11 protein-coding genes are annotated in these 11,997 nt (G+C 49.6%); 5 read left to right on the forward strand and 6 right to left on the reverse strand.

Annotated features, from left to right (window positions below):
• Positions 1-3 precede the first annotated feature (3 nt).
• The 3 genes from IQ256_RS10615 to IQ256_RS10625 all read right to left on the reverse strand — a co-directional run bounded on the left by IQ256_RS10615 (position 4) and on the right by IQ256_RS10625 (position 3,198).
• Positions 4-477, reverse strand: coding sequence for a type II toxin-antitoxin system VapC family toxin (locus IQ256_RS10615; protein WP_193855524.1), 474 nt, complete (start codon positions 475-477; stop codon positions 4-6).
• Between the two features lie 67 nt (positions 478-544).
• A complete protein-coding gene (locus IQ256_RS30370; RefSeq protein WP_193855525.1) occupies positions 545-847 on the reverse strand; it encodes a hypothetical protein in 303 nt (100 codons plus the stop codon).
• A gap of 206 nt (positions 848-1,053) precedes the next feature.
• The gene (locus IQ256_RS10625; RefSeq protein WP_193855526.1) at positions 1,054-3,198 is read right to left on the reverse strand and encodes a TIGR00300 family protein; all 2,145 of its coding nucleotides are present in this window, start codon (positions 3,196-3,198) and stop codon (positions 1,054-1,056) included.
• 869 nt (positions 3,199-4,067) lie between these two features.
• Here IQ256_RS10625 and IQ256_RS10630 point away from each other — a divergent pair.
• On the forward strand, positions 4,068-4,292 hold the full coding sequence (locus IQ256_RS10630) for a DUF4327 family protein (protein ID WP_193855527.1): 225 nt from the start codon (positions 4,068-4,070) through the stop codon (positions 4,290-4,292).
• A gap of 204 nt (positions 4,293-4,496) precedes the next feature.
• Here IQ256_RS10630 and IQ256_RS10635 read toward each other — a convergent pair whose 3' ends face one another.
• Positions 4,497-4,730 carry a DUF2283 domain-containing protein gene (locus tag IQ256_RS10635; protein ID WP_193855528.1) on the reverse strand — a complete coding sequence of 78 codons (234 nt, stop codon included), beginning with the start codon at positions 4,728-4,730 and terminating at the stop codon, positions 4,497-4,499.
• 127 nt (positions 4,731-4,857) lie between these two features.
• Between IQ256_RS10635 and IQ256_RS10640 the strand changes: the two genes are divergently transcribed.
• Both IQ256_RS10640 and IQ256_RS10645 read left to right on the forward strand, forming a co-directional pair.
• A complete protein-coding gene (locus tag IQ256_RS10640; RefSeq protein WP_370623409.1) occupies positions 4,858-6,489 on the forward strand; it encodes a transglutaminase domain-containing protein in 1,632 nt (543 codons plus the stop codon).
• 189 nt (positions 6,490-6,678) lie between these two features.
• On the forward strand, positions 6,679-7,611 hold the full coding sequence (locus IQ256_RS10645; protein ID WP_193855530.1) for an isoaspartyl peptidase/L-asparaginase family protein: 933 nt from the start codon (positions 6,679-6,681) through the stop codon (positions 7,609-7,611).
• Positions 7,612-7,648: 37 nt separating this feature from the next.
• Here the strand turns inward: IQ256_RS10645 and IQ256_RS10650 are convergent, their stop codons facing one another.
• Positions 7,649-8,332, reverse strand: coding sequence for an SDR family oxidoreductase (locus IQ256_RS10650; RefSeq protein ID WP_193855531.1), 684 nt, complete (start codon positions 8,330-8,332; stop codon positions 7,649-7,651).
• A gap of 85 nt (positions 8,333-8,417) precedes the next feature.
• Complete coding sequence (locus IQ256_RS10655) at positions 8,418-8,846, reverse strand: peptidylprolyl isomerase (RefSeq protein WP_193855532.1); 429 nt, start codon at positions 8,844-8,846, stop codon at positions 8,418-8,420.
• Between the two features lie 621 nt (positions 8,847-9,467).
• Between IQ256_RS10655 and IQ256_RS10660 the strand changes: the two genes are divergently transcribed.
• Entirely contained in the window at positions 9,468-9,620 is a 153-nt protein-coding gene (locus tag IQ256_RS10660; RefSeq protein ID WP_228024759.1) for a hypothetical protein, read from the forward strand.
• Positions 9,621-9,769: 149 nt separating this feature from the next.
• A complete protein-coding gene (locus IQ256_RS10665) occupies positions 9,770-11,836 on the forward strand; it encodes a GTPase (RefSeq protein ID WP_228024760.1) in 2,067 nt (688 codons plus the stop codon).
• The last annotated feature ends 161 nt before the right edge of the window (positions 11,837-11,997 follow it).

Below are 11,997 nucleotides of genomic sequence, written 5' to 3' on the forward strand. Positions count from 1 at the left end.
GCCTTAATCTCCCATCAGCTCGGTTGGCGTACATAGAACAGGTAGTACAAAGCCACAATCAAGACTAATCTCCGCCAATTTTCTCTGGATCTGAGCGTTTGCAATATGCTTGCAATTCCACGTTAGCAAATAGTCCATGCTATGGACAGTTGCAGCAGCGATATGGATGGCGTCTATCTTTGCTTTTGGCGGTAGATTGCTTCGGGCTAAAAACTGTACTGCCAAGCCTTGTACAGCCTGGTTTAATGCTAGCAGGGGAAAACTACGCAGTATTTCTAGACGCTGCGACGCAATTTCAGAATCCCCCCGCATCACTTCGGCTAAGACAGCTTCTGATGTGTAAAGAGCGAAATTATTTCGGCGCAGTTCCCACCAGTCCTTAGTAACTTCCATGTTTGCAGCCAGTATCAGGTTCTTAGTTGACCTGGCGGTAAGATAGCCTAGAATGCTGGTTTCGATACAGACGGTTTCACTCATATTCAATACGTCTATAGGTCTTCTATTCTATAGCTATGCAGCCTGGGACACACAGATTGAGTTTCACTTATTTAAGTGCAGATAGGTAGACAAGCTCTTGTACAACTACACGAATATCACTTGCGACCTTGTCAATATCTTGCCTATGTGCGTTGAACCGTCTACTGTGAGCCGACTTGTTGCCTATGTCCTTTAGTCTTGGAAGTACTGACTTCGTGTTCCGACTTAGGTTCCATGAGTTTTCAGAGAGAGTTGCAGAAATCAGGTCAGATAATAAGAAGAAATCGCTTGATGGTCCTTTTATTTTACTTACGATACCGTAGTGTTCAAAAGCTTCGACAATAAGGGTTTCTATTAAGCGTCGAATCATGACAGCACAGCCGTCAAACCAACCTTGTTCGTAAGTACTATTAACTTAATTAGCGACTTTCTACCCGCCTTCTCTCATTGTCTTGTTGTAGATAATTCATTAAATGCTCAGCTTTGCGTAGTTTGATTCGACTCTCGATGGTACGGGCCGAGGGCAGACGACTACACAAAGCTAAGTAAATTGATTGAGCTGAGTTCTCGAAAGCGTCAGCTTATCAGATCGACTGGCGTGTACTGTCCGGTTAGCTTGCCAAGCTGCTGAACTAGCAGGCTGAGGAACAAGCCAACGTCAGTAACGACACCTGTGGATTCGACCGAACCACGATCGCTCAATTTAGTCACCACCGCCGGGTTGATATCCACGCAGACCATCTTCACACCCGATGGGGTCATATTGCCGACGCCAATAGAATGCAGCATGGTCGAAAGCATCAAAATCAGATCCGCTCCCTCGATTAATTTGGCATAGTCTGCCTGGGCCTCGATCAGATCCATCTTGGTATCCGGCAAAGGGCCATCGTCGCGGATAGACCCTGCTAGAGAAAAAGGTACGTTGTTCTTCACGCATTCGTACATGACGCCGCTAGTAAGTGCGCCTGCTTCGACGGTTTTGGCAATGCTGCCGTGACGGCGAACGGTATTGATCGCCTTGAGGTGATGCCGATGCCCGCCGTGAACTGAAATCCCTCGCTTCATGTCCATCCCTAGCGACGTGCCCAGCATCGCCTGTTCAATATCGTGAACGGCGATCGCATTGCCCCCGAGCAGCGCATGAATATAGCCGCCGCGAATGAGCTGCTTTAGGTGCTCACTGCCCCCTGTGTGAATCACTACCGGACCCGCTGTGACGACCACTTTGCCACCGCGATCACGTATCCGCCGCAGATCCCAAGCAATTTGTTCTACGACTAGCTCCACCCGGCGCTCGCTAGAAACGCCAGCACCCATAAAGCTAAACTCATCTGTCTTCTTATTTTTAAGTGAAGATTGCTCTCTGATGGTATGGATACCTCGGCTGCCGACGACTACCGATTCACCGACTTGAAGGTCACGCAACAGTTTGCAGCGAGCAACCGGGCCATTGCTGGTTTGGGATATGGCGATCGCCCCGTCCATCCGCTGACCCTTCACCCTAAACCAATGATCGCCAATCAGCACTTCGGTTGGATAGATCGTGGTCACATAAAAATCATCCGGCGCTACTCCATCTTGCACGACGGGCTCTAGTTCAGCCTGCTGTGTCTCGCGCGGCAGACTCACAGCGCCTAGATCAATTAGCTGCCCCATAATGTCATCCATTACGGTGACATCGGGTGCAACCACTTTCACCTCAGCCACCGAGCTATCTTGTCGCTGCTTGCCCAGGTCAAAGTTCAGCACCTGAAAGCTGCCGCCGCCACTCACAATCGTATCTAGAGCGCGGTTAACTAGCCCTGAGTCCAGCAGATGTCCTTCTAAGTGAATGACTCGGCTTTGAACCGTGGAGGTTTGCGTTTCTACCGAGCGTGGCTCGCTCATCTTTAGCGTCAGACATTTAGCTGCACCGCCCGCCTTGAGAAATTCGGTCAGCGGCGTTTCAATGACGGTAAATCCTAGAGTGTCTAGCCGCTGCTTCAGGGCGTCGGTAGCCTTGTTCATCACCACAGTTCGATCGATATTGACCGTATTGCAGGCAAAGTTAACGGCATCGACTTCATCAATAGCAATGCGTTTATCAGCAGGCACTCGCATCTCGATTAGGCGATTCGAATAGGCATCAAATGCGCCTGGATAGTAGAGCAGATAGCCGCCTTCTAGCGGACAAAAGCACGTATCTAGATGGTAAAACCGACTATCAACTAGGTGTAAAGAGAGCACTTCTACATCTAGCCACTTGGCCAGGTATGGATGCGAGTCTAGCTCTGAGCGAAAGCCGTAGCCCGCCCAAAGCCAGCCACCGCCTCGGTCAAATAGCGCATCGCCCGCGCCTTCAAACGGCAAGCCTTCCGGTAGCACATAGACCGTATAGCCGTTGTCCTCAAACCATTTTTGAAAGTGGGGTTCTTCACCCTGGCGCTCTTCGTGAAAAAACCGACTGAGCACAACGCGATCGCCCAACACCAACCCCGCATTAGCCGTAAAAACCATATCGGGCCAGCCCGGCTGAGGCTCAACCAGCTCAACCGCAGCATGTTCTTTCAAAACCTCATGTAGCTTTTGCCACTGGGTTTCTGCCCGTTCTCTAGACGAGCGGTGAATATTTCCCTCCATCCAGGGATTGATTACATAGTCCACATCATAGTGATGAGGGGCACACATTAAGATTTGGGTGGTATCAACTAATGTTGCTTTATTAGCTGTGGTCTCAGTCATACAAAAAAATCTCCCTTGAAGTATTTGATCTTTGCTAACTTGCTCTTGAGTACTCAGCCGCAGCGGCTACTGCAATCTTGGTAAAGAAACGACCGTTGCAGGCTGCGCTACCGATGGGATACTGAGAAAATGGCAAAAAAGCCAAAAAAAGCCAAAAAAAAGGCTAGTAGCCGAGTTCGGTAAGCGGCGTCTACTAGCTACTGTCTACTGTAGATACAGAGCAGTCTCCTCACTTTCTATCGATGGCATCCTTAGCTGAGCGTTAACGCAAAACGTCTATTGTTGAGAAAGTGAACTTAACATAGCTAGATCATATCAGTGCTACTAGCGCTGTGATCGCCAGTTGCTAGCGTAGGGCGAGATGTTATGAAACCCTAACTATTGCCTTTTTCTGGCACAAAAGTGTGCTGTACAATACAGGAACCTTGGTTACAAGAGAATGTCTCCATCAACTTAATGCAAAATTAACGTAAGAGAAGTACGATTCATGCTCGCGTTAGGAGATTGTTTGATCTAGAGAGATTTCTATTATCAGCCCGAGATAAATGCCGTTGTTAATCAAAGCTTAAACTAGTTTAACCACATCGAATTAACCGTATCGAAATAGATCTCAAGCAGTCCGCTAAGGTTGAGCGATCCACAATAAAGTTAGAAAGCTTAGGTGCCTGAGAAGCATCTGAATCTTAGCGTTGAAGTCTAGTAGCACTGAAGTTCTGAGCTTGTTATCACCTTCCTGACAAGCGTTCACCCATTTGACAAGCACTAGACCAACGACTGCGACGAGTGATTCACTCAAACGCGGACTGACTTGAGAGCAAACTGTAGCGTATTTTCATTCGTCGCGAACTATTTCTTAAAGGACATCCACCATGCTTCAAACGTGTCGCCCGCATTCTATACATTCAATCAAAGATGAAGTTAGAGCCCTAGTGGACAGAGGATCAATTGGTAGGGCTGCTCAGATCTACTCCCTCGCTAGGTTTTTTGGAGACCGAGACTGGCACTCTGTCGAAGAACTTTTAGAGGATAATGAGTATCTGTTACGTGATCACGTATGTGATCTGATTGGTCATGAGTCTTGGCAAAACGATTAGTGCCTAGCCATACGACCCTCTGAGGCTGACTTCTCTTTTTGTTTCCTGACAAAGCAAGTCCTTACCGATTGAGAAATCAAGAGAAAGTCAACCATAAAAGCCTATTGCCTCAAACGAGAGAATTAGTTTTCTTTTGTTTGAGGCATTTTATTGCAGGTAGCGGATTGCACAATTCCTTCAATGAGGCTCTGCTAAAACCGTTTTCTATTCGCTGACTTTAGCAGGGGGCTTGCTGGCGTTTGATTCACCTACTGAATAGGTGATTTCATAGGGATTGTCTACACGGATAGAGGCTTTCCTTAGCTCCAAGCCAATAATCTTTCCATCTTCGTCGTAGTCTGCGACTAGACCAGGGGCGATCTGCGTAGTCTCTTCAACCATTGCCTGGTTAAAAGAAAGTTGTAGGATGTCCTTGTCTGAGTCATAAACTATTTTCATAGGGCTTGGCAACTTTTCTTCAGCGGCGGGGTTTATGTACTCTAAAGTAGTACCTTTTGGTGCGCCAAGGCCGATTCGGTTGGTCTAAATTCGAGAGCGTGTCTCATCTTCAAACTAGGTGTCATTAGTGCGGCCCATACAGCATTCAACGGTTCGACCCATCGGCGTATATTTTTTGTCAGGTATAGCAGCGAGCCAGCAGCGTTTGCTAGCCATCGATACGGTGCGGGGATATTTGGTTGAAATCGATCCGCTTACAGACAATACAGTTGTTCTAAACCCCCACCAGGTCGCAGACTGGTTGGGTGTGACTGGGCTAGCGATTTGGCAAGATACTCTGTGGTATGCCAAGGATCAAACAGTCTTTAGCTGTGCGAAGGAGACGCTGATCCCTAAAGCATTTGCGCGGCTCCCTTATGAGGTGGGCGGCGTGGCAGTTTGGCAAGATAGAGTGTACGCCACCTGTCAAAAGTCTGGATACATTCACGTGTTTGATAGAGCAACTGGGCGACCAGTGACCAAGCTGCGACAGCCAGGAATTGGGGCTGAAAATATCTCGGCGACTGAATCGGGCTTGTGGGTGTGCGATCGCATCGAACAAACCGTCTACTGCCTGCACAAAGAGACAGGTGCTATTCAGCTCAGCGCGCTCACTCCTTTTGCCTCACCGACGGGCATCACGTTTTTAGATCTAGAAGCGGGATCAGATCCCATTTGCTACATTGCCTACGCTGACGAAGAGCCCTATATCCGCGACGATCCCAACGCTGACTCTCCCTTTCAGCTGACGTTCCGCGATCGCACCTTCATCCATCCGCTTCATATCCACCGGCCCGAAGGCCAGCCTTACAGCCTATCAACCGGGTATCTGGTCGAAATCTCTTACGCCGAAGAGTTTTTGCCCCTAGAGTCGATCAGGCTAGACGCCGTCGAGTGGCGGATCGCGCTGCCTTCAGATACGCTGCGCCAAAAAGTACGAAAAGTAGAAGCCATCGGCCATCCGTTTACAGAAGAAATTCAGGACGGCCAGCGCGTTGCTGTCTTCAACCTCGATACGCTAGAACCCGATCAGGCCGGACTCATCGGTTGGAAAGCGACCGTTGAAATGTATGGCCTGAAGTATTTCCTATCACCTGACGACATTGACGAAGCCGCACCTTTGGCGGCAGAGCTTCAGCAAGAATATTTGGTCGATGACGACGATCTAGCGATGGAGTCTGACATTATTCAAGCGGCGGCGGCGGAAGCTGCTGGCAGTGAGACCAATGTTTTGCGAAAGATGCTGAAGATTCGCAACTACGTTTATGACCAGCTATCCTATGGTATTCAACCGAAGATCGACACGCCTGATGTAGCCTTAGCTAGAGGCGTTGGCTCTTGTGGTGAGTATGTTGGCGTGCTGTTAGCGCTAGCCCGGTTAAATGGAATTGCCTGTCGGACGATTGGCCGATACAAGTGCCCGGCCAAACCCGAGCAAAAGCACCTACCGTTAGAGCCAGACTTTAACCATGTGTGGCTAGAGTTCTATGTCCCTGGTGTTGGCTGGCTACCGATGGAATCCAATGTAGACGACGTGATTGATCGGGGGCCTTATCCAACTCGATTTTTTATGGGGCTCTCCTGGTTTCACACTGAGATTGGTAAAGGCATCTCCTTTGAAAAGATGAAAGCAGCCAACAAACCAGAAGAGCTTTCTATTGGAGATCTGGCCATTAACCACGTTCGTTTCACCATTCTAGAAGAGCTGAAGCCAGGCTGACAGCGAGGTCAAGGGTTTTAGAAAGACCTGTTCTAGACAGCTTCTCTACCTTCCTTGTCATAGAGAGTGCCTGTCTTGTCCCTGTCTTGTCTGTGCTGCTCCATGGATAGAAGATAGAGCAGACTTACTTCTCTATCGTTCCGTTTGTTCACCTATTGATTTCCAACCAGCTATCCACAACTATTTACTATGGCCACACAATCTTATTCTCTAATTATTCACGGTGGCGCGGGCGCGCTAGAAGATCTAAAGTATGAGGCCAGTGAATCCGAATTTAGAGAGAGTGTTCTAGAGATTTTGGCGGCTGGACGCGAGCGGTTAGAGTCGGGCGTTGCAGCGTTAGATGTTGTTGAATACTGCGTGAATTTGCTGGAAGACAATCCACTTTACAACGCCGGAAGGGGCTCTGTTCTCAATGAGAATGGAGAGGTGGAAATGGACGCAGCGCTGATGAACGGAGAAGATTTGAAAGCGGGCGCGGTGACCTGTGTGAAACGAATCAAGAATCCAATTTCACTGGCTAGGCAGGTGCTAGAGCAAGGCGACCATGTGATGCTAGCGGCAGAAGGGGCTTTGGAATTCGCTAAGTTCTGCCAGGCGGAACTACGTAACGACGAGTATTTTATTACCAACGCTCGTATCAAGCAGCTTAAAGAAGCTAAGGCTGCCGGACGAATGATGCTCGATCACGAGAAGGTCAAACCCTCGCAAAAATTAGGAACGGTAGGGGCCGCCTGTATGGACAGCAGCGGCAACTTGGCAGCAGCAACCTCGACGGGCGGACTGGTAAACAAGCGCTGGGGCCGGGTAGGTGACACGCCTGTCGTCGGCGCTGGCGTGTTTGCCGATAACGAAACCTGCGCGGTATCAGCAACCGGGTATGGCGAACAGTTTTTGCGGACAGTGTTTGCCAAGACGGTGTCTGACTACGTGCAGTTCAAGGGCTTAGACGCGCCCGGAGCAGCGATCGCCGGGGTTGACTATCTGGTTAGAAAAGTGAACGGGGCAGGGGGCGTGATTGTCGTCGATCGTCATGGCAAGTGCGCGGCGGCCCAGTCTACTTCTGGTTTGATCCATGGTTGGATTGAGCTAGGCAGTGAGGCAATTTGTAAACTGGGATAAGCAGCCGTTGGCCCAACGCAAGCTAGAACCAGTGGCCTTACCAAGGTAGGACTTCGCCATTGGTATGCCAAAAGGTGCCTGTATTTTCTAGCGTCAGCGCATCAATAATCTTCAGCAGTCCTTTGACAGACTCTGCTGGAGAGATGCCGCTGCTGTTGAAGTTGGTCATATCGGTACTGACTAGGCCCGGATGCAAAATAGCCACTGCGATCGCCCTAGAGTTGAGATCGTGGGAGAGCGATTTGCCCGCCATCGAGACCGCCGTTTTGGACATGCGATAGCCATAGGTGCCGCCGGAGGTGTTGTCTTCGATAGAGCCCATGCGACTGGTCATGATGGCGACTTTGGCCATGCCGTTGCTATCGGCACTGGCTGTGAGGTTGGGCAGCAGCGCCTGAGTGAGTGCTAGCGGCGCGATCGCGTTCACTTCAAACTGTTCTTTGATCCCGTCAATATTCAGCGAGTCTAAATTTGACTGGCGATAGATGCCTGCATTATTAATCAGCACGTCAATGGGTCTGTTGCCCAATGTTTTTTGCAGCGTCGCGATCGCCTGCTGATCGGCAACATCAATGTCTCTAATCACCTCAACCTTCAAATCCGTCAGCGCTGACGAAGGCTGTCGGCACACCGCAATCACCTCATCTCCCCGTGCCGCTAGCTGCCGGCAATATTCGTAGCCGATCCCACGATTTGTTCCTGTAACCAAATAAGTTGTCATCGCATTTCCCCTAACTGCACTTTCTCTGACTGCACTTTGCCTCAACTACTTGATTCTTTACACAATCTCAACCGCACAATCTCAACTACATAATTTCAACGAGCTCTAGCTCGAAGGTCAGATCCTGTCCAGCCAAGGGATGGTTGCCATCGAGCGTTACCGTATCACCCTGTATATCTGTAATCGTAACGGCCATCGCCTCGCCGCCGGGCACCTGCATTTCTAGCCGCTGGCCCACTTCCAGCTCAAAATCTGCCGGAATATTTGCCCGTTCAATCTCTGCCACCATCTCTTCTTGATAGGGTCCGTAAGCTTTATCGACTGGAATAGTGGTGGTAATAGACTCGCCTGGAGACAGCCCAGTCACCGCCGTGTCAAAGCCAGCAATCACCATGCCCGTGCCCAGCGTAAACTCTAACGGTGCTCGGTCTTTAGAAGAGTCGAATACCTGGCCATTGTTGAGAGTGCCAGTGTAGTGAACTCTGACAGTATCCCCTGATTTTGATTGAGTCATAGAAGCTGCTTATTTTCCTGTGCGAGTCTCAAAGAGAATGCTATCAGCAACTATATCGCTTTGATCGCGTTATTTAGTTCTCTTAAAATGTTCTCTCAGTACTCTTTTGTCAGCAAGACTCATGCATTTTAATCACTTAAGTATTAAGTAATTATTTCATGAAAGCCAGATGAAATAAGCTTAGAAAGTTTACTAATGGCCGTACTTTCTGATACAATCTGGTGTACAGAGAGCATTGTACTCTTCGTTCCAAATTTGAAAAGTTACAGCAAAGAAACTACGGCAGAAAACACCCTAAATAAATGCACTAGTCTCGGTTGTAATTGGCTGTATATCTACTTTCTAACTGTCTTGTTTGTGGGTATTACTGCCTGTCCCTAGCTTTACTTTGGGTACTATACTTTGGGCACTACTTTAGTACGTGTCTATTACCAAAACTTTAACGGCTGAAATTTCAACGCTAAAGCTGATCTTCTAACTATTTGTTCTCGTTTTAGCAGAATCAGATACGGGTGTCTCAGTGCTTCTCTCTGTCTAAATTAACTATCTTTTGACTTGGTGTCTTATCGTTCTTCTTCAAAAAAATCACAAAAAACCTGGATTCGCACTGCTTTTATAGTGATGCTAGCAGCGCTACTTTACGGTCTTCAGGAGATAGATCAATCTTCTCTGGCTAATGCAGAAGTCGACTTGAGCGAAGTTGACTTAGTTGGCTTTGGTGAAGCGAATCTTCCTCAGTTTCTTTTTAATGTGAGCGAAGCTATTTCTGATTGATTCTGGGTTCTGGTAGGTCAGACTTATCACCACACCACAAGCAGGCATTAGTAGACAGGCCCTATGTCGGACCTGTCGATTTTGGCTGTAACCCTACGCTAGGTATTAGACTCTAAGACAAGCGCTGAGTTTGATAGCTGAATTTGATATTGGTTCAATCTGGCTTGGGCGCGGGCGTATGTGCTCAAGAGGTAAAGCTGATGCTGATGCGACTCAAACCCTGGCAGGTGGCTGTTCTAGTAGCACCGATTGCTGTGATTGTGACGTTTTTGCTCATAGCAGCAGGACAGCAAATTAGATCCTGGCATCTGAACTGGATCTGGGCGGTGTTTATCTTTATGCTGTTGGGCTGGCGCTGGCTAGTGGTGCGGTGGACCCGGCCTGCGATCGCCCAGGCGGAGGCCATTGTCTCTGAAATGAATGCTGAGCTAGAAGAGGCCAATGCAGAAGCCGCCGCTAGTCTAGCCCGTAGCGCCGATCAGGTGAGCGAGACGCCAGCAGGCGATCGCCCCATTGCCAAAATCGAAGCAGCCCTGGCCGATATCTTGCAAACGGCCAAAGACGATCCGCCCGTTTGGGAAGACTGGCAGCTATTTTGGCAGCACTGCTTGGCGCTAGTAACAGTGATTGCAAGAACATACTATCCAGAAGTGAAGCGGCCTTTGCTCTCTATCTACGTACCCGAAGCCTATGGCCTGATTCGGGGCACGGTGGACGATACCGACCGAATGATGCAGAAGCTCTCGCCCGTACTCGGTCAAGTTTCAATCGGTCAGATGGTAGAAGGGGTAGAGCTCTATCGTCGGCTAGAACCCTCTGCTCGCAAGCTGGTGAAGGCGTTCAACTGGGCGCAGTGGGCGCTAAATCCAGCGGCGGCGATCGCCCGTCAGGTCAGTGCCAAGAACATGAGTCAGGCGAATCAACAAATCGTCTTTAATCTCAGTACTATGCTCAGAGAAACCCTGCTGCGGAATCTGGCCCAGCAGGCGATCGCGCTTTATGGCGGCGAGGCCAGTGACAAGCTAGAGACGGTTCTAGCCCAAGCGCCAGCCGTTTTACCGCAGGCCAAAACAGAGACTTTGCGGGAGATTCTAGAAAAAGCAGAGCCGGCTGAAGCTGTTGAGCAAAAGCCAGTCAATATTTTGCTAGTAGGCCGAACCGGGGCGGGAAAAAGTAGCGCGATCAATACGCTGTTTCAGTCTGAGCGAGCAGCCGTTGATGTGTTGCCTAGTACCGACAGAATTCAGAGCTATCGCTGGAGCGCGAAGAACATAGCTATACCTAGCTCGGCTGTTCCTAAGTCAGCCGTTCCTAGCTCGGTGGAGGAATCGCTAACGCTGTGGGATACGCCTGGGTATGAGCAGGTCGCTAGAGATGATTTGCGCCAGCAGGTAATCGACTATGCAAATGAGGCGGATGTGCTGCTGTTGGTGACGCCAGCGCTCGATCCTGCTTTGCAGATGGATGCTGATTTTTTGGCTGAAGTGCAAGCAGAAGTAGCGGATTTGCCTGCGATCGCTATCGTTACCCAAGTAGACAGGCTACGGCCCGTGCGTGAGTGGAGCCCACCGTATCACTGGCAGAGCGGATCGTGGCCCAAAGAAAAATCAATCCGCGAAGCCGTGAGCTACCGGGCTGAAAAGCTAGCAGAGTACTGTCAGCAGGTATTGCCACTAGTGACCATGGATTCAGCCAAAGGTCGCGAAGCCTGGGGCGATGAGGCTCTATCTCTGGCTTTGATAGAGGCGATCGCGCCCGCCAAGCAGCTCCGCTTAGCCCGCTTCCTACGTAGTCAGGACGCCCGCTCTCAAGCAGCCGCCAAAATTATTGACCGCATTACCTTTCAGATGTCTACCACCGAAGGGCTCGCTCGGCTGTTAAAAAGCCCGGTTCTGCAATTTATTGCCACGATGACAACCGGCACGCCTGCACTCGGCGCACTACTGATTGAAAAAATTCCAGTAGAAGAAGGTCCGGTTGTGCTAGGCAAATTGCAGATGGCCTATGAGCTATTCTCTTTGCTCGCAGCCGGCAATGCAGGGGCTAGAAATTTCGATTTGCTGGCGCTGTGGCCGCTTTTGATCAAAAGTAGCGATCAGCACGCTGCCAGTCGCCGGGCTTGGGCTTTTGGCCATGCGCTGACGGAATACTGGACGCAAAACATTCCGATCGCGAAGCTAGAAGAGCGTATAGAGTTCTATCTAAACCAAGCCTAGACCCAAGCCAACTAGACTGAGGCCCAAACGAATGATATCTTCTGTAGTCTAAAGCTTGTGCGTCAGCGTCCGTCAGTGCTTGTGTCAGTCAGGTATAGCTAGTCAGAATAGGTAACATAGATTTGCTCTCTCTTCTTTCTCTCCTCTCTATCGCTAGTTCT

The organism is cf. Phormidesmis sp. LEGE 11477 (genome assembly GCF_015207105.1).
In the GTDB taxonomy this organism is placed as follows: Bacteria; Cyanobacteriota; Cyanobacteriia; order Phormidesmidales; family Phormidesmidaceae; genus Phormidesmis.

Excerpts from the sequence above, each read along its gene's own strand:
- IQ256_RS10625 (WP_193855526.1), bottom strand. The coding sequence starts at position 3,198 with ATGACTGAGACCACAGCTAATAAAGCAACATTAGTTGATACCACCCAA.
- IQ256_RS10655 (WP_193855532.1), bottom strand. The coding sequence starts at position 8,846 with ATGACTCAATCAAAATCAGGGGATACTGTCAGAGTTCACTACACTGGC.
- IQ256_RS10645 (WP_193855530.1), top strand. The coding sequence starts at position 6,679 with ATGGCCACACAATCTTATTCTCTAATTATTCACGGTGGCGCGGGCGCG.
- IQ256_RS10660 (WP_228024759.1), top strand. The coding sequence starts at position 9,468 with ATGCTAGCAGCGCTACTTTACGGTCTTCAGGAGATAGATCAATCTTCT.
- IQ256_RS10630 (WP_193855527.1), top strand. The coding sequence starts at position 4,068 with ATGCTTCAAACGTGTCGCCCGCATTCTATACATTCAATCAAAGATGAA.
- IQ256_RS10635 (WP_193855528.1), bottom strand. The coding sequence starts at position 4,730 with ATGAAAATAGTTTATGACTCAGACAAGGACATCCTACAACTTTCTTTT.
- IQ256_RS10650 (WP_193855531.1), bottom strand. The coding sequence starts at position 8,332 with ATGACAACTTATTTGGTTACAGGAACAAATCGTGGGATCGGCTACGAA.
- IQ256_RS10615 (WP_193855524.1), bottom strand. The coding sequence starts at position 477 with ATGAGTGAAACCGTCTGTATCGAAACCAGCATTCTAGGCTATCTTACC.
- IQ256_RS30370 (WP_193855525.1), bottom strand. The coding sequence starts at position 847 with ATGATTCGACGCTTAATAGAAACCCTTATTGTCGAAGCTTTTGAACAC.